Genomic DNA, 23,107 nt, shown 5'->3' with positions numbered 1-23,107 from the left:
ATAGCGGGCTCTTTGGCGTCGTGATTCCTCAGTACGAATCACTGGGGAAACTCCAACACTCCGCCGTTAGGTCCTTTCATAGCAGTAGCGCACAAAAAATGCCCATATCTTGCGATACGGGCATTTTTATCCAGCCTTTAGCCATTTACTCAGTCCACAGCCTGCAAATGACCGAGCACTTAATAGCTGAGTGCGGCCAGCACATGTTCCGGGTCATTGTGAATCGCTCGTAACAGGGCACGGGCAGGGCCTTCTGGATCGCGGCGCCCTTGTTCCCAGTTGCGCAATGTCCCTACCGCGACATCGATTCTTTTGGCAAATGCCGCCTGAGAAAGGCCGGTGGCCAAGCGGATTTTCTTTACTTGAACAGCATCGACATGGAATTCACGCGATGGCTGGCGCTCACCACGATCGATCTCATCCATCTGCGTCATGCTTTCTACTAGACGATCGAAGAGATTTTTTTCCATTATTTCCATCCTTTATTGATGGCACAAAGAACTGCTTTTTCTTTATCCGAGAGGGTGTCTTGGATACCTTTGCGGTAGATCAGCAGCAAACGTATCTGATAAGCAGTGATCACGTGGTAGTAGATAACTCGTACACCACCACTCTTTCCCTTGCCATGCGCTGCCCAGCGGATTTTTCTCAACCCGCCCGTCCCTTCAATCAACGCTCCTGCTTCTGGGTGCTCGGCAAGGTACTGCTGCATTTCTCCGTATTAGTGATCGCCCAGATGACTTGATAGATCAGCAGTGAAAATTGGCGTCTCGATGAAAATCATGCAATCCCTGCTATGCGTCAATGGCGTATGTCGATTCTAGAAGCCTACCCAAAGAAGCGCAACTGATTGCTAAGCATCAACCCCAGAAATAAATGCCACCCACTCATTGTAAATGCGAACCGTTATCTTTAAAGTCTCCAACCTTTCCCGTCCCATGACTGTGCCGAATGTCGAGCATGACCACCGAAGAGCTGGAATTGGCCTTCAAGGCCCATGCGGGAGAGTTGCGCTCGTTTTTGTATCGACATTTGAGAAACACTGAGACCGCCGCCGACCTGGCCCAGGAAACCTACTTGCGCTTGCTGCGCCAACCGCCGCGCAAACCGGTGCTCAATTTGCGTGGGTTTATTTTCCGGATTGCCCGCAACCTGGCCATCGATCACGCCCGCAGCCGTGGCACGCGGGATCAGCATGATCAGGGCATGGCCTATCTCTATGAGGTCACCGGCGAAAGCCCTGAGCTGTTCGAAGTGGTCACCGCTCACCGCGAGCTGGCGTCTCTGGCCGACGCCGTGCAAAAGCTGCCGGCGCAATGTCAGCAGATATTTTTGCTGTGCCGTTTGCAAGGGATGCCCCACAAGCAAACGGCCGAGCAACTAGGTATCTCAGTCAGCACCGTTGAAAAACAATTGGCCATCGCTCTCGACTTTCTTCGCCAATGTCTGCAACGTTAACCGTTATGCACGATCGCCCGTTCACCCATGCCCTTGAACCCGATGTTCACCGCGTTGCCCATGCCTGGGTGATTCGCCTGACCTCCGGCGATGTGCTGCCCGCCGATATTGCCGCGGCGCGAGCCTGGTGCGAGCAGGATCCGGCCCATCAAGAAGCCTTCATCGAGGCCCGGCGATTGTGGCAACTGAGCGGGTACTTGTCCGTTCCGGTCGCCAAGCGTTCGTTCACCCGGCACTGGGCGATGGCGAGCGCGGCGGTGCTGGTGCTGGGACTGGGCCTGTTGCTGGTGCGGCAAAACGCTTGGGATGCGGATTACCGTACCGCTCTGGGTGAACAAAAACAGTTCCAGTTGGCCGATGGTTCACGGATCACGCTCGACTCGGATTCCGCGCTGGATGTGCAGCTGACACCGAACGGCCGGCAGGTCGTGCTGCGCAAAGGCGAAGCGCTGTTCGAAGTAGCCCATGACCCTGGGCGTCCGTTCAGTGTGCAAGCGGGGGATCTGCGGGCCACGGCGCTGGGGACGGTTTACGCGGTGCGCCGCCAAGGTGCGCAAGCGGATGTCACGGTTGCCCGAGGCCGAGTGGCGGTCAGCGATGCGTCAGCCAATGTGGTGTTGCAAGCGGGGGAAGCGGTCGCCCGGCAGGCCAATGGCATGGGCACCAAACATCGGGTCGATACCGACAAGGCACTGGCCTGGCAACACGGGCGACTGGTGTTCGAGCTGACGCCCTTGGCGCAAGTACTCAAAGAGATCGAGCGTTATCGTCCGGGTTTCATCCTGATCAGCGACGACCGACTGCGTGATCTCAAGGTCAGCGGCACCTTGCGGCTCGACCGCCTCGATGGAGGGTTGGCCGCGCTGGAGCAGGTGTTCCCGTTAAGGATCGAGCGCTATACCGACTATTTGATCGTCCTCAAACCTCGCGACTGACATATTTTTTTACGGGTCTGGGCGGCTCGTACGTCTTTCTTCTCTAAAACGATAATGCTTCGCATTTCATTAGAGAGGAACCCCGATGCACCGTCCGTTACCCCCAGGTTTTCAGCGTAAACCTCTGGCTTTGGCCCTGGGCCGAATCTCGTTCCTGTTGGCCTTGATTCCCGGGCTGGCATTGGCCGAACCTCTGCAGTTCGATATCAGTGCTCAGCCGTTGGGCAGCGCGCTCAATCGCCTGGCGGCGCAGAGCGGTTTGCAAGTGATCTATGACGGTAACATGGTGTTGGGCAAATCGAGCCACAGTGTCAGCGGTCGCCAGGAACCGGAAGCGGCTCTCGCACAGATGCTCCAGGGCAGCGGTTTGACCTGGCGCGCCACAGGCAGCGGTAGCGTGATGCTGGAAAAACTGCCAGAGCAAAACGGGACGCTGGAGTTGGGCGCGACCAACATTAATGGCAAACAACTGGGCGAAACCACCGAAGGTACTGGCTCGTACACCACGGGTACCACGCAAACGGCGACCAAACTGCCTTTGTCGATTCGCGAAACGCCGCAATCGGTGACGGTGATTACCCGTCAGCAGATGGACGACCAAGGCGCACCGGACGTCGGCGATGTGTTGCGCAATACCCCTGGCATCACCCAACAGGCTTACGACAGCGACCGCATGGAGTTTTCCACCCGCGGCTTTGCCATCACCAACTACCAGTACGATGGGGTCAATCGCATCTACGACGGTGTTTACGGTGAAGCGGCCACCAACGTCGACGCGGCCACCCTGGATTGCATCGAAGTCATCAAAGGCGCGACCGGCCTGATGACCGGCTCGGGCGACCCGTCCGCCACCGTCAATCTGGTGCGCAAGAAGCCGACCAAGGAATTCAAGGCATCGGTCAGCGGCACCGCCGGCTCCTGGGACAACTACCGCACCGAAGGCGACCTCTCCGGCTCGCTGAACGACCCCGGCACCTTGCGCGGTCGCTTCGTGGGCGCCTACCAGGACCGCAATTCGTACCTGGACCATTACAGTCAGAAGAAAGACCTGTTTTACGGCATCCTGGAAGCCGACCTGACATCCGATACCCTGCTGACTTTCGGCATCGACAAGTCAAGTGTGACGCCGCGCGGTACGTCCTGGACCGGTAACCCGACCTACTTCTCTGACGGCGGCCGTACCGACTTTTCTCGTAGTTTCAACCCGGGTGCCGACTGGAGCCGTCGCGATTTCGACGACATCACCTATTTCACCTCGCTGGAACAGGCGCTGGCCAACGACTGGAAACTCAAGGTCAGCCTCGACGAAAAAATCACCGATCACGACACGCGCCTGGCTTCGGCCAGCGGCGGCAACCCGGACCGGGCCACCGGCGAAGGCATGTTCCTGTTTTGGGGGCGCTGGGAAGGCCATCGCGTCCAGGACACCGCCGACGTGAATGTCTCCGGTCCGTTTACCCTGGGCGGTCGCGAACATGAACTGGTGGCCGGGGTCATGGCGTCCCACTCCCGCCAGACTGGCGCGACATTCGACACCAGCGCGTTCAGCATGGTGCCAGGCAGTATTTACGACTGGAGCGGCGACCTGCCCGAACAGGACTTCCCGAAAAACGGCAAGTACGAACGCACCCAGAGCCAGAACGGTATTTACCTGGCGACACGCTTGCGTCCGACCGACGACCTGTCGTTCATCCTCGGCAGCCGTCTGAGCACTTTCAAGTACAACGAAGACTACACCTACGACGCAAGCGCCGGCCTGGACGACACCCACGCCAGCTACAAGGAACATGGGGTCGTCACACCGTACGCCGGTGTGGTCTATGACCTGAACGATGTCTACTCGATCTATGCCAGCTACACCTCGATCTACCAGCCACAGATCTACAAGGACGCCGATGGCACAACCCTGGCCCCGGTTGAAGGCGATAGCTACGAGACCGGCCTGAAAGCGGCCTACCTGGATGGCAAGCTGAACGCCAGCCTGGCCTTCTTCCGCATCGAGCAGGACAACGTCGCCGAGTCGATCGGTACCAATCCGATCACCAACGAAGGCATCTACAAAGCCATCGACGGCGCCACCACTAAAGGCGTGGAACTGGAACTGGCCGGCGAACTGCAAGAAGGCTGGAACCTCTCCGCCGGCTACACCTACGCCCGCACCCGCGACGCCAACGAACAACGGATCTTCGGTTACCCGCTGTCCACCAGCAAGCCGGAACACGTGGTGCGCATGTTCACCACTTACCGCCTGCCCGGCGCCCTGGACAACGTCACCGTCGGTGGCGGCGTCAGCTGGCAGAGCGCCTTCTACGGCAAGATCTACAGCCCTACCGTCGGCGACTACACCCAGATCAAACAAGGCGGCTACACCCTCGTGGACCTGATGACCCGTTATCAGTACAACGAGCACCTGAGCTTCACCGCCAACGCCAACAACGTGTTCGACAAGCAGTACCTGACCGGCCTGGGCAACTTCGACACCACCTTCTTCGGCGAGCCTCGCAACCTGATGCTCACCACCAAGTGGGACTTCTAAGTCGCTGAAGGTGTAACGCCAGCGAGCTGAAAGCAAAAATGCCCGTATCCTGAGATACGGGCATTTAGCCAGACCGGCCAAAATCGGCTGCGTCTGTCGACGACGCTGCGTACGGTTCTTAGTGACCGGCGCTCTGACCACCATCGACGTGGAGGATTTCACCCGTGACAAAACCGGCGCTGTCCAGGTAAACGACGGCCTGGGCGACGTCGCTGATCTCGCCCATGTGCCCGACCGGGTGCAAACTCCCCAGCGCTTCATGGGTTTCTTCGCCGTGCATCGGGGTTTTGATGATGCCGGGGGAAACCGCGTTCACACGGATGCCGCGCTTGGCGTACTCGATGGCCAGGGATTTGGTCGCGGCGTTGAGGCCACCTTTGGTCAACGACGCCAGTACCGACGGCACACCTTCGATGGCGTGGTCCACCAGGCTGGTGGTGATGTTGACGACGTGGCCGCTGCGCTGTTTTTCCATCTCGGTAATCGCGAGTTGGGTGATGTAAAAGAAACCATTCAGGTTCACCGACAGCACAGCGGCGTAGTCTTCGTGGGTATAGCTGGTGAACGGCTTGGCGACGAAGATCCCGGCGTTGTTGACCAGGGTATCGATACGGCCAAAACGTGCAATCGCTTCACGGATAACTCGCTGGGCGATCGCCGGGTCGGCAATGTCGCCAGCCACGGTGAGAATGTCCGGGTCGGTGGACGGTTTGATCGAACGCGAGGTGGCAACCACCCGGTAATCGAGATCACGGAAGGCCTTGACCATACCTGCGCCGAGACCTTGGGATGCACCCGTAATAACAATGACTTTTTTCGAATTGCTCATGATGAACCTCTACTGAAAATGATGGTTTGAAAAAGCGCTCAATCAGGCTTCGGCAGGGGTTTGCGCCATTTGCCTCAACATCTGTTCGTAGTACTCGACCGATTGCGAACCGGACACCAGGTGACGACCGTTGAGGATCATGGCCGGTACCGAATTGATACCGCGCTCGCGGTAAAACACTTCTAGGGCGCGCACCTCGTTGGCGAACGCTCCGCACGTCAGCACCTCCTTCGCGCGCGCCCTGTCCAGCCCCGCTTCGCCGGCCAGACGCACCAGCGTCTCGTGATCGCTCGGGTTCTGGCCGTCGGCGAAATAAGCGCGCAGCAAGGCTCGCTTGAGCGCAATCTGCCGCCCTTCCTGCGACGCCCAGAACAACAGACGGTGAGCATCAAAGGTGTTGTAGAAGTGGCTGCGTTTGTCCAGATCGAAACGGAACCCGATGGCCTGACCGCGAGCGATCTGCAGCGCTTTGCCGGCGGCGACTTCCTCGGCGCTGCGGGCGTATTTGCGCATCAAGTGCGCGACCGCGTTCTCGCCTTCGGCGGGCATGTCCGGGTTCAACTCGAAAGGTTTGTAGGTCAGCTCGACCGAGATTTCATCGGCCAGATTCTCGATGGCTTGCTCCAGCGCCGTCGCGCCCAGGGCGCACCAAGGGCACACCACATCGGAGACGAAATCGAGGGTGACGGACGGCCTCATGACTTCTTCGATCACGATATGGGTCAGGTCCGGGCGTTTGTTGAGGACGCGTTCCAGAGTTTCAGTGATTTCAGCGATCACCTGAGCTTTCTGCTCTGGGGTAACGCCATCGCGGGTGATGCGTACGCTGACGAAAGGCATGACAACTCTCCAATGACCTTCCCTTCGGGATGATGGGGAGGTAAGTGGAGGTCAATGTAGGAGGTTGTTCTGGAGGGATAAAGACAGGCAAAAGAACATCATTTGTGACGTGGTGTAATGAGTGCGGGCGGGGGTATCGAAGGTGAGAAACGTTATTTCCCCCAGGCAAATTTTTTGCACCTGACTCAACGCTTCCGCAGGCCCTGCCCCCGGAAACTGGAAAATTTTTGGGTGATTGACACTCTCCCCAACCGGGTCGAAAATAATCACTGAGGACTGCAATTGCGCATTTCTGGATATGGGCTCCAGTAACGCTCCCCCAGAATTTCGGCAGCAGAGAAACTGGCTCTCTCTGAAGTAGTGACGATGAGTCCGCTCATCGGATCCTGAACCCAAGGTCGGTGATGACCAGTGCTAAAGAATCGCTGCGACTACTCCTCACGAATCATTAAAGGCGCCCTGCAAGGCGCCTTTTTTATGGGACTCTACAGGCCTGGCAACTCGACCGGCCAAGGTCTCGGCAATCAACCTTGCAATCGATTCCCGGCGCCAGCCAATAAGGTGCTGCTCAGGGCTTGGCCTAATAATGTCATCTACCGACTGGCTGATTGGGGTGATATCGATCGATCATGCTACTGTCTATCGGCTCTTCCTCACGTACAGCCTGAGCCACAGCTTTGGTAATGGCCTCCCAGATTTCCGGCCTTGTGAGTACAGGCATTTCCTTTGCCAACACATTGCTGAGTTCACCCTTGTTCTGCTCCATGGAGCGCAAGAGCCGATCCGCCTGTTGGTCTGGCATCTCAACGATCTCCTTGATGGCTTGTCGGGCCTGGATGTGGCTACGCAAGTACCTCGACTCCTCACGCATCTGCTCGGTGATTGTGCGACGAATGACGTTGGATATGAAAACCACGTGTGGCCCCAAATTCGGGTAACGCCATACCGGGCGCGCCTGATCCTGGCCTGTGAATTCAATATTCGAGACAACACCGTCAGGATAGTGTGTACGAGTGCTGGCGAACGCTACCTGGTCACGTATGCCCTGCATGAGCGGTTTTGAAACCTGATCCAGAACACTGTCATAAGCTCGCCTCTCCCCAGAGTCGTCCGTGATAACGGCTGAAATGGGAAGAATCACCGAATCTGGAATCGCTCCATCGCGACGCAGAATATCGTTGATCAGGAAGCGATGTACCCGACCGTTGCCATCAGCCAAGGGATGGATATAAACAAAAGCAAACGCTGCCACGGCGCTACGCATAACAGGGGATTGGCCCTTGGTACGATTCAGAAAGACGCGAATACCATCCAACATCCGCTCCAGGTCATTTTCCGGGGGAGCGACGTAATGGACAATTTCCTGATAGCGCATCGTCTCGCCAACGAACACAGGGGACTGACGAATCCCCAAGCGTGTCAGTGTTGTCACTGCACCCAGGATATCCTCTTGCATCTCAGCAAGCGCAGCATCGGTGAGCGGCAATTCACCCTGCCCGGTGCGTCGCGCCATGACATCTGCGAAACGCTGGATACGTGTGGAACGATCAGCCTCCCCCTCAATGGCGAAGCTGGCTTTGCTTTCCCTGAGCGTCATCCATGCTGCGGCACGGAGCAGAAGCGCTTCGCCAAACTCCGCGGTCAGTTGGCCGAAGAGTCGAGGAACATCAAGGTCGGCTGCTGCCTTGACTGCATCCGTCTTGACGACGGTTGGGCAGAAGTAGTTCGTCCCCGGCAGATTGTCATTCACTCGCCAGCGCTGCACCTTCACCACCTCATCAGATGAAGCGGCCACCATTACATTGGCGTTGATGGCGTCCACATAGTTACCACCTATGCGTTCTGGCACCTGCAGTTGATCGCCTGTAAGCCACTCGAACAGGAAAGCCGCCCGTCGTGCGTACTGGCCGGTGGGCTCGGCATTCACCCACCCCTGCACTGATGCGGAGCCGACTTTAGTAAAAAGTCGCATCAAGAACTCAAGGTTCGGCACCTCATGTCGTAGGTGGAACTGCAGATTTGATAAGAAGTCCGGATCGGGGCGCATATTCTCTGTATAGGTCTCCAGACGAAATCCGTCTTCGACCTGGGTCGACCGCCGACCTCCAACCTGGCTCAGCACCGATAGCCTCGCCATTGGCAAGACTTCAAATGTCGTAGCTAACCAGGCCGCCCCGATGGGGTCTGCGGGGAATTCGTTCACAGTCATACTCCTTTGAACAATTCAGCCAGATCAAAAAGGTTTACGAATGAAGACTTACGATCAAAAGTAAGTTTTTCTGCGTAAAAACGATTATTTTTCAGCAATCTTGAATAAAAACGAATATAGACCACTGAGGAGTGAGCGCAACTCAAATTGAATATGTTTAAACATGAGGGCTCAGCACTATCCCAACGCGTAAAATTGGTTTTAGGTGCTCAAAAACGATTATAAAAAAGATTTTTTGCTCAAAAACTTTTAGAAATACCTTGGCACGCCCAATAAAAAGCCCTGAACCAGTCGGGGCTTGTTTTGTTCAGCCTGAAATCAGGCTTGGGTGACGCAACCGATCGTCAGAAAACGTTGATCGGGTAATCGACGTACACCCGCAGTTCGTTGCCGCTGACGTTGTATTCGCTGGATTTCTGCGACACCCGCAGGATCGAGCTGCGCAGTCTTACGCTCAGGTCTTTGGCCGGGCCGTTCTGGACGACGTACTTGAACTGGTTGAAGATTTCGCGCTCGGTACCGCCTTCGCTGGTGGAGGTGGTGATGTTGTCGCCGCGCACGTAGGCGAAGTTGTAGGTCAGGCCGGGAACCCCGAAGGTGCTGAAGTCGAGGCCATAACCCAGCTGCCAGGAACGTTCGTCTTCGGCGTTGAAGTCGGACCAGTAGGAGTTGGCCAGGTAGATGGAGTTGCCACCGTCACCCACGCGATTCTGGTCTTTCTGGTAGCCGCCGTACGGATAGCCGAGATTGCTGTCGCCGGTGCTGCGCTGGTGAGCGAGGGTGAACGAGTGCGGGCCGGTGGCAAAGATGGCTGCCAGGCTCCAGATCTTGTTGTCATCACCGGTGGCGCCGGTGGATTGGACATAGGAATCGTCCAGCTTGGTGCGATAGCCGTTGAAGTCCAGGGTCAACGATTGTTTGCTGGCCAGCGGGAACACGTAGTTGGCGTTCACGTACTGTTTCTTCAGCACGTCTTCGACGTCGGAAGCGTACAGCCCGGCCTTGAAGTTGTCGGTGAACTGGTAGCTACCGCCCAATACGTTGATGCTTTTCAGACCGCCGCTGTCACGGCCTTCAGCGCTCTTGCGCGATTCGGCGGTGAAACGACCGGCGTTCAGCTCCAGGCCTTTGATTTCCTTGGAGGTGATCAGGGTACCGGTGTAGCTTTCCGGCAGCAGGCGCGTGTTGTCATAGCTCAGGACCGGCAGGGCAGGCATCTGATCGCCGTAGGTGAGCACGGTGCTGGAAACACGAAACTTGACTGCCGCGCCGGCCTTGGACAGATCGTTGGCAGCGCTGCCGCTGTCACCTTGCTTGAAGAAATCTATCCCGCCAGCGCCGCTGCGACCTTTGCCGCCGTCCAGACGCAGAGCGTACAAACCGAATGCATCGACACCGACACCGACCGTGCCCTGGGTGAATCCGGAGGAGAAGGTGCCGATGGCAGCCTGGCCCCATTCGGCTTTGTCCGGATTACCGTCTTTGAAGTCACGGTTTATGTAGGCGTTGCGCAGCAGCACTTTCAGGCTGCTGTCTTCAACAAAACCTTTGGACTCGGCCTGGTCGTTAGCCATTGCTTGAGTGGTGCTCAAAATCCCCAGTGCGATCAGACTGATCCGCTTGTTCAACATTTTGTTATTCCTTATGACCGGTTGATACGCCCTGCAACTGCAGGCTGAAGTGGCGCTTGGACGCTCTTTTTTCAGCCAAAACAAAAAGGCCCGCCCACGACTGATCGCGGCGGGCCTTTTTATTATTTTGAAGTCATGGCTGATAGCCACAGGCGTTAGGTCGAATCCTATCCGCGCCTTCAATGTCATGTCAATTTCGTGAATCGTCTGGTAATAGATGAAAATCGTCCAGGAACTTAATTATCGGCGATGGTCACTTGCACCGATTGGCTCAGCCAGGCGGCGAAAGCTTCAGGTTTAAGCCAGGGGCTGATGTCCATCAACATGAACTGGCCGTCTTGCTCCAGCACTAATGTCGGGCCCCCCTGCAAAACCTGGTGCGGTGTTGATCGCTGCGTATTTCCCGAACAAAACCTTCGCCCATAAAAAAAGCGCTGCCATCCGGGCAGCGCTTTTAACAATCCGTTGTTTTTTCTTATCCTTCCATTACATCCCGCAACGCTTCCAGTTCCGCTTCGCTGAATAAACCAGCGGGGTAGCGCTCGATCAACATCCGGCGCGGATCAGAATCTCTGATCTGACGCGTTCCATTGGACTTCAACCAGTGCGCCAGAACCTGGAGCGATTCGCTGTTCATTGCCAAGGAAGGTGATGTCCGCTCGCTGACCGTGTTCACTTCGGCGTTCATTTCAGCGCTCTCTCCTGGTGTGTGAGCGGCTAACTTATCCAAGGTTTATGACAGAACATCGCAGTTCCACACCTCCTAGATTTACCCCCGAAAAGATACAAGAGCTGTGCCAATCTCGCGCTTTGGAGGTCTGGCAGTACAAAAAAGCCCGCAGTCCAGTCGGGCTGCGGGCTTGGGGCGGGCTGGGCAATTGGATCCACGGCCGTTGTCGACTTTCAGGCGACAACTGCTGTTACAACTGCACTCAATCTTTGTGGGGTGCCGGCTGCTGTTGGGTAAGGCAATGGATATTGCCACCCCCCAGTAACAGTTCGCGGCCGGGGACCATCACTACTTCGTGCTGCGGGAACAGGCTCTGGAGAATCTCCCTGGCCTGGTCATCCAGCGGATCGTCGAAGCTCGGCGCGATGATGCCGCCATTGACGATCAGGAAGTTGACGTAAGAACCCGCCAAACGCACTGAAGGATTACGCTCCTGAGTGCCGTCCACCGGATCAACGCCAGCACACTCTTCTTCGGTCGCATACAGCGGCCCCGGAATCGGCATTTTATGCACGATAAAAGTGCGGCCCTTGGCATCGCGGCTGCTTTCCAGCACCTTCATTGCCGCTTGGCAGCGCGGGTAGTTCGGATCTTGCGGGTCATCGGTCCAGGCCAGCAACACTTCACCCGGGCGCACGTAGCAGCAGAAGTTATCCACATGCCCGTCGGTTTCGTCGTTGTACAAACCGTCCGGCAACCAGATGATCTTATCCACAGCCAGCTGCGCACTGAGGACCGCTTCGATCTCCGCGCGCGTCAGGTGCGGGTTGCGATTGTGGTTGAGCAGGCACTCTTCAGTGGTGATCAGCGTGCCTTCGCCGTCGACATGGATCGAACCACCTTCGAGCACGAAGCCCTGGGTGCGGTAGCGCTGGCAACGTTCGATCTCCAGCACCTTGCCGGCGACCTGCTCGTCGCGGTTCCACGGAAAATACAGACCGCCCTCGAAACCGCCCCAGGCATTGAAGTCCCAATCGACACCACGGACCTCGCCCTTGTTATTGATGACAAAGGTCGGCCCGGTATCACGGACCCAGGCGTCGTCGCTGGACATTTCCACCAGGCGGATATTCGGCACGTCGAGACGGGCACGAGCGTTCTCGTACTGCCCGGCGGAAACCGCAACGGTCACCGGTTCGAACCGGGCGATGGCCTTGGCCACCGCCACGTGCGCGGCCTGCGCTGGCTTGCCGCCCAGACGCCAGTTGTCCGGGCGCTCGGGCCAGATCATCCAGGTCTGCGTCTGGGTTGCCCATTCGGCCGGCATGAAAAAACCGTCGGCACGAGGCGTGCTGTGCAAAGTGGTCATGGCGATCAGGACTCCAGCGAACCGTCGAGAGTCTTGATCGCACCGTACAGGTTCGGCCGACGGTCACGGAACGAACCCCAGGCACTGCGGGTGTGCTCCAGTTCGTCGAGGTCAAAGCTGTGGACCAATACGCCTTCTTCGGTTTCGTTGAGCTCCTGGACTTTCTCGCCGAACTGGTTGGCAATGAACGACGAGCCGTAGAAGGTAATGTCGTAGCCATCCTGCTCTTCATTGCCAATGCGGTTGCTGGCGATCAGGGGCATCAGGTTGGCGCCGGCATGGCCTTGCTGTACGCGCTGCCAGTGGTCGCGGGACGAGATGGTCTTGTCGTGCGGCTCGGTGCCGATGGCGGTTGGGTAGAACAGGATTTCCGCGCCTTGCAACGCCATGCTGCGAGCGCATTCCGGGAACCACTGATCCCAGCAGATGCCCACGCCGATTTTCGCGTAACGGGTGTTCCAGACTTTGAAGCCGGTATCGCCCGGGTTGAAGTAGTACTTTTCGTGGTAGCCAGGGCCGTCCGGGATATGGCTTTTACGATAAATCCCCAGGTTGCTGCCGTCCGCATCGATGATCGCGATGCTGTTGAAGCGGGCGCGGCCAGCCAGTTCGAAGAAGCTGATTGGCAGAACGACCTGCAGCTCTTTGGCGACCTTCTGGAAGTGCTTGATGGCGACGTTGTCTTCAACCGACGTGGCCAGTTGCAGGTAATCCGGATTCGGCTTCTGGCAGAAGTACGGGCTCTCGAACAGTTCCTGGATCAGGATGATCTGCGCGCCCTTGGCTGCAGCCTCACGGACCAGCTTCTCGGCGGTCTCGATGTTGGCTTCAAGGTCCCAGGAACAGGCCATCTGGGTAGCGGCGACGGTAACGATACGGCTCATGAATCATCTCCTGGGCGAGTACAGAGGGTCGATTTTGACCTCGACCGATGACAGAAATGGGAACAGCAACCTGTGGCCATCCACACGCCGCTGTTATGGCGACTTTATAGCCGATAAAAATCGGCTTTAAAAGCATCTTGCTCTCCGCGCACCGAAATTAATTCAAATATTACCGATAACAATCGAGTTAATGTCAGGCGACGCTTGTGTAGGAGCTGCCGAAGGCTGCGATCTTTGCCGGTGGTAAATGCCCTGAAAATCTAGAGCAAGATCAAAAGATCGCAGCCTGCGGCAGCTCCTACGGGGGGCATCAGCGTTTAAAGCCCCTCATCCAACACCTTCGACAAGGTATCGACAAAAAAATCCACGCTTTGTCGGGTGGTGACCATCGGTGGTTTGATCTTGAGGATATTCAGGTAGTCGCCGGTGGGTTGCATGAAAATCCCCAGTTCGCGCAAGCGATCGCACAGCGCGGTGGTTTCCTCGGTGGCCGGTTCCAGGGTTTCGCGGTTGCGGATCAACTCCACCCCCAGATAGAAGCCCGAACCGTGCACCGCGCCGACCAGCGGATGATGGTCGATCAGCGCTTCAAGACGCTCCTTGAAATACCCGCCGACGATTTGTGCGTTGTCCCAGAGTTTCTCTTCCTCCATCACGTCCAGTACTGCCACGCCGATCCGGCAACTGACCGGGCTGCCGCCGGCTGACGAGAAAAAGTAACCCTCGGCTTCCAGCGCTTCGGCGATTTCCCGGCGAGTAATGACTGCACCCAGTGGCTGCCCGTTGCCCATGCCTTTAGCCATGGTGATGATGTCCGGCACCACGCCCTGCTCTTCAAAGCCCCAGAAAAATTTACCCATCCGGCCATAACCGACCTGCACTTCGTCGGCGATGCACACGCCGCCTTGGGCGCGGACCAGAGCGTAGACCTGTTGCAGGTAGCCCGGCGGCAGCGAAATTCCGCCGGCATTGCCGTATACCGGTTCACAGATAAACCCCGCCAACTGGCGATTCTGCTCAGCCAGCCTGGCCAGATTGTGCTCGACGCTGCGCACGTAATCCGGCGCACTGTCGAGACCGCGGAACTCACCGCGATAGGTGTTTGGGGCGGTCACTGGATGCACCCAGTCCGGACGGGTGCTGAGGGCTTTCGGGTTATCGGCGATCGAAGTGGAGATTGCATCGGTAGCCACCGACCAGCCGTGATAGGCCTCGAGCACGCTGAGCATGTCCCGACCGCCGCTATAGGCCCAGGCCAGACGGATCGCCAGGTCATTGGCCTCGGTCCCACTGTTGACCAGGAACACCCGATCCATGGAATCCGGCGCCAGCGCCAGCAAACGTTCGGAAAACTCGGCAATCGCCGCGTAGTGGAACCGCGAGTTGGTGTTGAGCAGCGACCATTGGCGGCTGGCTTCGGCGGCCATGCGCGGATGACCATGACCGAGCACCGCGACGTTGTTGAGCATGTCCAGGTAGGAGCGACCCTGCATGTCGATCAGGTGGTTGCGCCAGCCACGCTCGATGCGCGGTGGGTCGATGTAGTAGTGTTTTTGCGAGCGAGCGAAACTGGCGTCGCGGCGGGCCAGCAGGGTGTGCGGGTCGAGTTCAGGTTCGGCATCGCAAGCCAGCCCCAACAGCGCCGCCGGCGAGGGGCACAACGCCTGCCAGGCGGGGGCATGTGAAGGGCTGCAGAACAGTGGAGGGCTGAGTTCCAGACCCCGGCACAACTGCACTCGCAACAGACCACTGACCTCGCCCAGGACCTGGCCTTTGACCAGCGCGGCGCCCGAATGCAACGAAGGCTCGACGCCCCACAGACGCACGCGCAACTGCGCGCTGTCGAGCTGCAGGGCGCCATCGGCCGCCCTATGCACTATGCCCGCAAACGGCGCCTCGACCGTAGTGCCAAGGGGCACCTGCAACTGTACATGCAGCGGGCAAGTGTCCGGTTCAACGGAGCTGTCCGGACGGGTCCGGGACAACCGGTATTGCCCATAACGGCTGGCCGCCAGACCATGAGCGGCGGCGGCTTCGATCAGCAAACGTTCATCGATCCCCTCCTGCTCCCAATTGCCGGCCTCGAAATGCGGGCTGAGCACGCCCAGGTCAATCAAGGCGAATTCACCTCCCACCAGGCTCGGCAGCAACGGCGCAAAGCCTTCGCTGGCAATCGGCGGCAACGAATGCCCGACCGCCGTGAGGATCGCCGCTTCCATCAAGTCAAAAGGCGCTGAGGTGGCGACGCGAAAGATCTCCCATTCATGGGTGAGATTGTCGCGACTGTATTGATTCTGCGGATCGATGCTGACCTGTTGCTCGCCGCTGAGCACCAACACCGCCGCGCGCGCGACGATCAACGGCCAAAGCGCCAGCAGCTCCTGGTGCTGCAGCGGATTGACCGCGTGGTAGGCGCGGATCGCCGGCAGAATAAAGAACGGATCACCCTCGGCATGATGCAGCAGCGCCGCGCAGGTCACCGACAGATCAGTAATGCGCCAGGTGCGAATCAGGTCGCCGAAATCGATAACCCCCTGCAGCTGCCATTGGCGCTGCGGGTCGCGCTGCCAGACCACATTGTCATCGGTAATATCCATATGGATTGCCTGCACCGGCAGGTCCGCCACCAGCGGTTGCAAACGGCGTTCAGCTTCAAACGCGGCGGTGGCGATCAACGCGCGCTGACGTTCATCGTCGATCACCGGCAACAGGTGATTGATCAAACCATTGGCATGCCGTGCATCCCATTGCAGCGCGCGTTCCAGCCCCGGATGATGGAAGTTCGCCAAGGCCAGATCCATCTCACCACAGAGTCGCCCCAGGCCGCAGACCAGCTCATGGCCCAGATGCTTGAGGTGCGTCAGCGACTGGCCTTCGATGTAATCGAGCAAACGTACATGCAGCACTTGCCCGGCCACTTCCAGAGTGAGCAGGTCCTGACCGTTGATCGCCGCAATCACCCGAGGCACATGCAGCCCGGGATGCGCGCCCAGATGGTTGAGGGCCGCGTGCTGCGCTTCAAGTTCTATCCCCGCGTAGTCGCCACGACATATTTTCAGGACGAAGCGGCCCTGGTCGCTGTCGAGCCGGAAGTTGAGATCCTGCTGACTGCCCAGCGAATGCAGCGTCCCTGTCAGGCCGTAATGCACCTGCAGCAGCTCCAGCGCTTGCTGCGCAGTGACCTGCGGGCTCGGCAGACTGGCGCGATGAATCAACGTGGCGAGCGACATACAACGGACCTCTGGATTTTGTTATCAGGCGCCTATATCGCCATTACGACCGCCGATACGCAACCCCCGGATGCTGCGCCCCCTCCTGGCCTGCCAACACGCTATGATCCAATGGCTCTACGCCCGTCTTGAGGAGTAAGACCACCGACATGCGCATTCTTATTACCGGCGGCGCCGGCTTTATTGGTTCGGCCTTGATCCGCCATCTGATTCAGCACACCGAACACGAAGTGCTCAACCTGGACAAGCTGACCGATGCTGGCAATCTGGAGTCGCTGACCAGCATCGCGACCGATACCCGCTATGAGTTCGTGCAGGCCGATATCGTCGATCAAGCCGCCGTTAGCGCAGTGCTGGCACGGTTCCAGCCGCACGCCATCATGCATCTGGCGGCCGAGTCCCATGTCGACCGCTCCATCGACGGCCCGGCGGACTTCATCCAGACCAACATCGTCGGTACCTACTGCCTGCTGGAGGCTGCTCGCGCCTGGTGGCAGACATTGCCCGAGCCCGAGAAAAGCACCTTCCGTTTCCACCATATCTCCACCGACGAGGTCTACGGTGATCTGCATGGCGTCGATGAGCTGTTCACCGAGACCACGCCCTACGCCCCAAGCTCTCCGTATTCGGCCAGCAAGGCCGCGTCCGACCACCTGGTTCGTGCCTGGCAGCGCACCTACGGTTTGCCGGTGCTATTGAGCAACTGCTCGAACAATTACGGGCCGTTTCATTTCCCCGAGAAACTGATCCCGTTGGTGATCCTCAACGCGCTCTCCGGGAAACCCCTGCCGGTTTATGGCGACGGCCTGCAGGTACGCGACTGGCTGTACGTCGAGGATCACGCCCGTGCACTGTTCAAGGTGCTGACCCAAGGTGTGGTCGGCGAGACCTACAACATCGGAGGCCATAACGAGCAACGAAACATCGAGGTGGTGCAGAGCATTTGCAGGCTATTGCAAGAGCTGGTGCCGCAGCGCCCGGCCGGTGTCGAGCAATTTGCCGAGCTGATTACCTTCGTCAAGGACCGCCCGGGTCACGACCTGCGGTACGCTATCGATGCCAGCAAAATCGAGCGCGAACTCGGCTGGGTTCCCGAGGAAACCTTCGACAGCGGGCTGCGCAAAACCGTGCAGTGGTACCTGGACAACCTCGACTGGTGCCACCGCGTTCAGGATGGCAGCTATCAGGGCCAACGCCTGGGCAACAGCGACTTCAAGGATCTGATTGCATGACCACGCCCCTGAAGATCCTGATCAGTGGCCAGCACGGGCAGGTTTCCCGCGAGCTGCAACTGCACCTCAAGGGCCTCGGCGAGCTGATCGTGCCGGGACGCGACCGGCTCGACCTGACCAAGCCCGAGCAGATCCGCCAGCAAATGCGCAGCTTGCGCCCGGATTTGATCATCAATGCCGCCGCACATACGGCAGTCGATCAGGCCGAAAGCGAGCCGGAGCTGGCGTTCGCGATCAATGCCACGGCGCCAGGGATCCTCGCCGAACAAGCCTTTGAGCTGGGCATCCCGCTGATTCACTACTCTACCGACTATGTCTTCGACGGCAAGAAGACCGCGCCATACACCGAGGATGATTCACCCAACCCGTTGAACGTTTACGGCAAAAGCAAGCTCGCCGGTGAGCAGGCGATCCGCAATGTCGGCGGCGAGCATTTGATTCTGCGTACCAGTTGGGTCTACTCGGCCCATGGCCGCAATTTCCTGTTGACCATGCAACGCCTGTTGCAAGAAAAACCGCACCTGCAGATTGTCTCTGACCAGATCGGCGCCCCCACCTGGGCCGGAACCATCGCCCACAGCACCCGCCTCCTGATCGAGCGCTGGAAAACCGGCCAAATCGGGGCCTGGGGCACCTACCACCTGACCGCCCGCGGCGAAACTTCCTGGTTCGGATTTGCCCAGGCAATCGGTGAGCAACTGCAAGCCCTGGGCAAGCCGTGCGCGACCCTTGAAGCGATTCAGTCCATCGCCTACCCGACGCCAGCCACCCGGCCATTGAACTCGCGTCTGGATTGCACGCGCTTGCAACAACAATGGGGCGTCACTCAGCCGGACTGGCGCAGTGCTTTACGCGAGTGTCTTGCGCAGCAAGGCTAGGCATAATGCGTCTGTACCCACAGGCGTTCGACACCCATGACTCCCACCCTTCCCCGCAGACCCCGATGGCGCAGCCTGGCACTGCTCGCGCTATGCCTGGCGCCGTTGCTGTGGCCACTGGAGCACTTGGCCGAGCGCTATTACCGCAGCGAACTGGTGGGGCAGAACCGGCAAACCCTCGACCTCTACGTCGCCAACCTGCTGGGCACCCTGCATCGCTACGAAGTGATGCCGCAAATCGTCGGTGACCTGCCAGCCTTGCGTGCCACCCTCGCCGCCCCTGAACAGGGTGCCAGCCAAGACAACGCCAACCGCTTGCTCAAGGACATCTGCGCCCAGACCGGCGCCGAAGTCATGTACCTGATGGACCCCACCGGCAAGACCCTGGCGGCGTCCAACTGGGACAAAAAAGACAGTTTCATCGGACGCAATTTCTCCTTCCGGCCGTATTTCAGCGAAGCCATGGCCGGACGCCTGGGACGTTTCTTCGGCCTGGGCACAACCTCGGGCAAGCGCGGTTACTTCTTTGCCGCTCCGGTACGCGACGGCGAGCGGGTCATCGGCGTGCTGGTGGTCAAGGTCGACCTCGATCACACCGAAAGTCTCTGGGGCAAGACCCCCGAACAGCTGCTGGTGACCGACCACAATGGCGTGGTAATCCTCACCTCGAGAGCGGAATGGCGCTTTCGTGCGACGCGTCCGCTGACCGACCAGGAGCGTGGGGCGATTGGCACCGTTCAGCCTTATCCGATCCGCGATCCACAGCCGCTGAACTTCAGTCCCAATGCCTGGCTGACCCAGACCCGGCAGATCGATGAAACCGGCTGGAGTGTCAGCATCCTCGCGCCGCGCACCCTGATCGACCGCCCGGTCCGTACCGTGGTTGCGGTAGGCGGTGCGACCCTGTTGGTGCTGATGTTGCTGCTCGGTCTGATGATACAGCGCCGCCGCCATTACCTGGATCGCATCGCCTTCGAAGCCAAGACCCGCCGCGAGCTGGAAATGCGCGTCGCCGAACGCACCAGCGACCTCGAAGGCCTCAACCGTCGCCTCAAACAGGAGGTGCTGGAGCGCGAGCATGCCCAGCAAGAGTTGGTCCGCGCGCAGGATGATCTGGTGCAGGCCGGCAAGCTGTCGGCGCTGGGCACCATGTCGGCGAGCATCAGCCACGAACTCAATCAACCGCTGGCGGCAATCCGCAGCTACGCGGAAAACGCCGAAGTGCTGCTCGATCACCAACGCACAGAGGACGCTCGCGGCAACCTGAAACTGATCAGCGAGCTGACCGGACGCATGGCCTCGATCATCGCTCATTTGCGAGCCTTCGCCCGCCGCGACCGCCACGCGCCGGAAAGTGTTGCCCTGCAACCGGCGCTGGATGACGCACTGGCCTTGCTGGCCAAACGCAGGCGCGCCATGGAAGTCGAACTGATCCGCGACCTGCCAGCTGCGACCCTGTGGGTGGAGGCTGGCGAAACCCGCTTGCGCCAGGTGCTCGGCAACCTGCTGGCTAATGCCCTCGACGCACTGACCGAAAAAGCCCCGCCGCGCAAGCTCTGGCTGAGTGCGCAAGTCACCGCCGATGGCGTCAACCTGTACATTCGTGACAATGGACCGGGTTTTTGCATGGAGGCCCTTGGCCGCGCCAGCGAACCTTTCTACACCACCAAGACCCGTACCCAAGGGCTCGGGCTGGGGTTGGCGATTTGTGACACCCTGATGCGTAACTTTGGCGGTGAACTGTCGTTTGCCAACCATCGCGATGGTGGTGCCCTGCTAACCCTGCGACTGCGCGCCGGTGCGCCAGGAGTCAATTTGCAACCCTCCGAGGACCTCAGTGCATGAGCAATGTTATCGACAGCCGCATTCAGGTGGTGTTGATCGACGACGATCCCCATTTGCGCCAGGCCCTGGGCCAGACCCTCGACCTCGCCGGGCTGAAAATCCTCCCGCTGGCTGAAGCCAATGGCCTGGCCGGGCGTCTTGGACGCGACTGGCCGGGGGTGGTGGTCAGTGACATCCGCATGCCCGGCATGGACGGCATTGAGTTGCTGAACGAACTGCACGCGCAAGACCCGGATCTGCCGGTACTGCTGATCACCGGTCATGGCGACGTACCACTGGCGGTACAGGCCATGCGCGCCGGGGCCTATGACTTCCTGGAAAAACCCTTCGCCAGCGATGCTCTGCTCGATAGCGTGCGCCGCGCCCTGGCCTTGCGCCAACTGGTGCTGGACAACCGCAGCCTGCGCCTGGCCCTGAGCGACCGGCATGAACTCAGTGCGCGGCTGGTCGGCCACTCGGCACCCATGCTGCGCCTGCGCGAACAGATCGGCGCACTGGCGGCGACCAAAGCCGACGTACTGATCCTCGGCGAAACCGGGGCCGGCAAGGAAGTGGTGGCCCGCGCACTGCACGACCTGTCGAGCCGTCGCAGCGGTCCGTTTGTCGCGATCAACGCCGGGGCCTTGGCCGAATCAGTGGTCGAAAGCGAACTGTTCGGCCACGAACCCGGCGCGTTCACCGGAGCGCAAAAGCGCCGCATCGGCAAATTCGAATTTGCCAACGGCGGCACACTGTTCCTCGATGAAATCGAAAGCATGAGCCTGGATGTGCAGGTCAAATTGCTGCGCATGCTGCAAGAGCGGGTGGTCGAGCGCCTGGGCGGCAATCAACTGATCCCGCTGGATATACGCATCATCGCCGCGACCAAGGAAGACCTGCGCCAGGCGGCGGATCAGGGGCGCTTCCGCGCCGACCTGTATTACCGGCTGAATGTCGCGCCACTGCGTATTCCACCGCTGCGCGAGCGCGGCGAAGACGCGCTGATGCTGTTCCAGCACTTCGCCGACGAAGCCAGCACCCGCCACGGCCTCCCGCCCCATGAACTGCAACCGGGGCAAAGGGCCTTGCTCTTGCGCCATACCTGGCCGGGCAACGTGCGGGAACTGCAGAACGCCGCTGAACGTTTCGCCCTCGGTCTCGAACTGGCTCTGGACAACAGCGCCCCGGACAGCAGCGGCCCCCCCATCACCGCCGACCTCAGCGGTGGCCTGAGCGAGCAAGTGGAAAACTTCGAGAAATCCTTGATCGCCGCGGAGCTGGCCCGCTCCCACAGCTCGCTACGCAGCCTCGCCGAAGCGCTGGGCATTCCACGCAAGACCCTGCACGACAAACTGCGCAAACACGGTCTGAATTTCGCCGACAGCGCTGCCGGCAGCAACGCCGACGAACTCGATTAAGCCATCGACTAATCTTCACACCAGCATTCTGCAAAAGAGGCCCGTGCATGAACCGCGACAGTCGTTACCTGGAATCGCTGCTCCATCACGACATCCCCCTCACGCGGGACATGGGCCTCAAGGTGCTCGACTGGAAAGCCCGACAACTGCGCCTGCACCTGCCGCTGGAGGCCAACGTCAATCACAAAAGCACCATGTTCGGCGGCAGTCTGTACTGTGGCGCGGTATTGGCCGGCTGGGGCTGGCTGCTGTTGCGCTTGCGTGAAGAGGGCATCGAAGACGGGCACATCGTGATTCAGGAAGGCAAGATCAGCTATCCATTGCCCGTCACCGGCGATGCCAGCGCAATTTGCGATGCGCCGAGTGACCCGGTGTGGAAGAAGTTTCTGGCGACGTACCAGCGTTACGGAAGGGCCCGGCTGACGCTGCATTCACGCATCGTCAATGCCGGTAGTGATGAGGATGCCGTGGTCTTTACCGGGCAATATGTATTGCATCGGTAACGCTTCGCATATCAATACAGCGCGCAACTTATTTCCATCTGGATCAAAGTGACTTACTTGATGCTGAAAGCAATGATGACGCTGCTGGCAGCGGTGTCGCCTTTTTGAATAATTATCTTTTCGTTTCCAGAGCAGACCACCTCTCGATAACCAACAATCTCAATAGTCGCCGTATAGCCTTCTTTCATACTGCAGCTTCCTTGATTTTTTACATATTCCCCTGGCGTCTGCTTAATATCCGAATTTCCCAAGATAATTTTCCCTTCAGCTAAAACCGGGGCAATAATCACTGTCACAGGGTCTCTTGTTATTTCCCAATCCTTATCTCCGGGATGCATTTCGAAGTCTTCGCCCGGCCCTATTCCTACTAATAAATACATACCAACAGGAGGCGCAATAATTTTGATAGAAGCCTGGCGATCATTCGTATGGGAGGCACACCCCGAAAAAAGGCAGAACACCGCGATCAGAGGCAATTTAAGTATTTTCATGGAAATCTCCATAGCTGAAGCAAAAAACATGAGTACTTCTTATTGATCTAAATTACTTATGCACTCTCAGCACGAAAGAATCTTATCCGGCAATTTAAAATTGCGAACATGATTTCTTGGCTATTACAACGCTCATCAAAAAATGCATGACTTGATGCTAGCATCAAGTC

The 23,107-nt window shown here is 58.7% G+C and carries 19 protein-coding genes and 1 pseudogene; 8 read left to right on the top strand and 12 right to left on the bottom strand.

Annotated features, from left to right (window positions below):
- Positions 1–179 precede the first annotated feature (179 nt).
- Together F8N21_RS17130 and F8N21_RS17125 are read right to left on the bottom strand one after the other, a co-directional pair.
- Complete coding sequence (locus F8N21_RS17130) at positions 180–470, bottom strand: helix-turn-helix domain-containing protein (protein WP_050681828.1); 291 nt, start codon at positions 468–470, stop codon at positions 180–182.
- Positions 470–712 (bottom strand): type II toxin-antitoxin system RelE/ParE family toxin, encoded by a 243-nt coding sequence (locus F8N21_RS17125; protein WP_224788242.1) that lies wholly within the window; start codon positions 710–712, stop codon positions 470–472. Before F8N21_RS17125 ends, F8N21_RS17130 begins: the two co-directional genes overlap by 1 nt.
- 239 nt (positions 713–951) lie before the next feature.
- Here F8N21_RS17125 and F8N21_RS17120 point away from each other — a divergent pair, with 239 nt between their 5' ends.
- The 3 genes from F8N21_RS17120 (at position 952) to F8N21_RS17110 (ending at position 4,929) form a co-directional block, all read left to right on the top strand.
- Positions 952–1,458, top strand: coding sequence for an RNA polymerase sigma factor (locus F8N21_RS17120; RefSeq protein ID WP_224788241.1), 507 nt, complete (start codon positions 952–954; stop codon positions 1,456–1,458).
- A 5-nt stretch (positions 1,459–1,463) separates the two neighbouring features.
- Positions 1,464–2,393, top strand: a complete 930-nt coding sequence (locus tag F8N21_RS17115; protein ID WP_150643244.1) for a FecR family protein — start codon at positions 1,464–1,466, stop codon at positions 2,391–2,393.
- Positions 2,394–2,478: 85 nt separating this feature from the next.
- On the top strand, positions 2,479–4,929 hold the full coding sequence (locus tag F8N21_RS17110; RefSeq protein WP_150643243.1) for a TonB-dependent siderophore receptor: 2,451 nt from the start codon (positions 2,479–2,481) through the stop codon (positions 4,927–4,929).
- 118 nt (positions 4,930–5,047) lie between these two features.
- Here F8N21_RS17110 and F8N21_RS17105 read toward each other — a convergent pair whose 3' ends face one another.
- The 9 genes and pseudogenes from F8N21_RS17105 to F8N21_RS17065 all read right to left on the bottom strand — a co-directional run bounded on the left by F8N21_RS17105 (position 5,048) and on the right by F8N21_RS17065 (position 16,591).
- Positions 5,048–5,758, bottom strand: coding sequence for an SDR family NAD(P)-dependent oxidoreductase (locus F8N21_RS17105; RefSeq protein WP_150643242.1), 711 nt, complete (start codon positions 5,756–5,758; stop codon positions 5,048–5,050).
- Between the two features lie 42 nt (positions 5,759–5,800).
- The gene (locus tag F8N21_RS17100) at positions 5,801–6,598 is read right to left on the bottom strand and encodes a DsbA family protein (protein ID WP_150643241.1); all 798 of its coding nucleotides are present in this window, start codon (positions 6,596–6,598) and stop codon (positions 5,801–5,803) included.
- A 589-nt stretch (positions 6,599–7,187) separates the two neighbouring features.
- A complete protein-coding gene (locus F8N21_RS17095; RefSeq protein WP_224788240.1) occupies positions 7,188–8,807 on the bottom strand; it encodes a Fic family protein in 1,620 nt (539 codons plus the stop codon).
- 344 nt (positions 8,808–9,151) lie between these two features.
- Positions 9,152–10,438 (bottom strand): OprD family porin, encoded by a 1,287-nt coding sequence (locus F8N21_RS17090; protein WP_150643239.1) that lies wholly within the window; start codon positions 10,436–10,438, stop codon positions 9,152–9,154.
- A gap of 236 nt (positions 10,439–10,674) precedes the next feature.
- Positions 10,675–10,806 (bottom strand): annotated as a pseudogene (locus F8N21_RS17085) (DsbA family protein); the annotation flags it as partial.
- 107 nt (positions 10,807–10,913) lie between these two features.
- Positions 10,914–11,126 (bottom strand): hypothetical protein, encoded by a 213-nt coding sequence (locus F8N21_RS17080; RefSeq protein ID WP_150643238.1) that lies wholly within the window; start codon positions 11,124–11,126, stop codon positions 10,914–10,916.
- Positions 11,127–11,370: 244 nt separating this feature from the next.
- A complete protein-coding gene (gene aguA / locus F8N21_RS17075; protein ID WP_150643237.1) occupies positions 11,371–12,477 on the bottom strand; it encodes an agmatine deiminase in 1,107 nt (368 codons plus the stop codon).
- A 5-nt stretch (positions 12,478–12,482) separates the two neighbouring features.
- The gene (gene aguB / locus F8N21_RS17070; RefSeq protein WP_150643236.1) at positions 12,483–13,361 is read right to left on the bottom strand and encodes an N-carbamoylputrescine amidase; all 879 of its coding nucleotides are present in this window, start codon (positions 13,359–13,361) and stop codon (positions 12,483–12,485) included.
- 317 nt (positions 13,362–13,678) lie between these two features.
- Entirely contained in the window at positions 13,679–16,591 is a 2,913-nt protein-coding gene (locus F8N21_RS17065; protein ID WP_150643235.1) for an aminotransferase, read from the bottom strand.
- A 149-nt stretch (positions 16,592–16,740) separates the two neighbouring features.
- Here F8N21_RS17065 and rfbB point away from each other — a divergent pair, with 149 nt between their 5' ends.
- From rfbB to F8N21_RS17040, 5 genes are read left to right on the top strand one after another with little or no spacing between them, the layout of a single operon-like run.
- Positions 16,741–17,823 carry a dTDP-glucose 4,6-dehydratase gene (gene rfbB / locus F8N21_RS17060; protein WP_150643234.1) on the top strand — a complete coding sequence of 361 codons (1,083 nt, stop codon included), beginning with the start codon at positions 16,741–16,743 and terminating at the stop codon, positions 17,821–17,823.
- Positions 17,820–18,701 carry a dTDP-4-dehydrorhamnose reductase gene (rfbD, locus tag F8N21_RS17055; protein ID WP_150643233.1) on the top strand — a complete coding sequence of 294 codons (882 nt, stop codon included), beginning with the start codon at positions 17,820–17,822 and terminating at the stop codon, positions 18,699–18,701. The genes rfbB and rfbD overlap by 4 nt, the downstream gene beginning before the upstream one ends.
- Before the next feature lie 36 nt (positions 18,702–18,737).
- On the top strand, positions 18,738–20,546 hold the full coding sequence (locus F8N21_RS17050) for a sensor histidine kinase (RefSeq protein ID WP_150643232.1): 1,809 nt from the start codon (positions 18,738–18,740) through the stop codon (positions 20,544–20,546).
- Positions 20,543–21,943 (top strand): sigma-54-dependent transcriptional regulator, encoded by a 1,401-nt coding sequence (locus F8N21_RS17045; RefSeq protein ID WP_150643231.1) that lies wholly within the window; start codon positions 20,543–20,545, stop codon positions 21,941–21,943. Before F8N21_RS17050 ends, F8N21_RS17045 begins: the two co-directional genes overlap by 4 nt.
- 47 nt (positions 21,944–21,990) lie before the next feature.
- On the top strand, positions 21,991–22,446 hold the full coding sequence (locus F8N21_RS17040; protein WP_150643230.1) for a thioesterase domain-containing protein: 456 nt from the start codon (positions 21,991–21,993) through the stop codon (positions 22,444–22,446).
- A gap of 53 nt (positions 22,447–22,499) precedes the next feature.
- On the opposite strand, the gene F8N21_RS17035 is transcribed toward F8N21_RS17040, so the two are convergent.
- Positions 22,500–22,937, bottom strand: a complete 438-nt coding sequence (locus tag F8N21_RS17035) for a hypothetical protein (RefSeq protein ID WP_150643229.1) — start codon at positions 22,935–22,937, stop codon at positions 22,500–22,502.
- Positions 22,938–23,107 lie beyond the last annotated feature (170 nt).

Source organism: Pseudomonas fluorescens (assembly GCF_902497895.1).
Taxonomy (GTDB): domain Bacteria; phylum Pseudomonadota; class Gammaproteobacteria; order Pseudomonadales; family Pseudomonadaceae; genus Aquipseudomonas; species Aquipseudomonas fluorescens_BP.
This window is presented reverse-complemented; position numbering and strand designations above follow the sequence as displayed.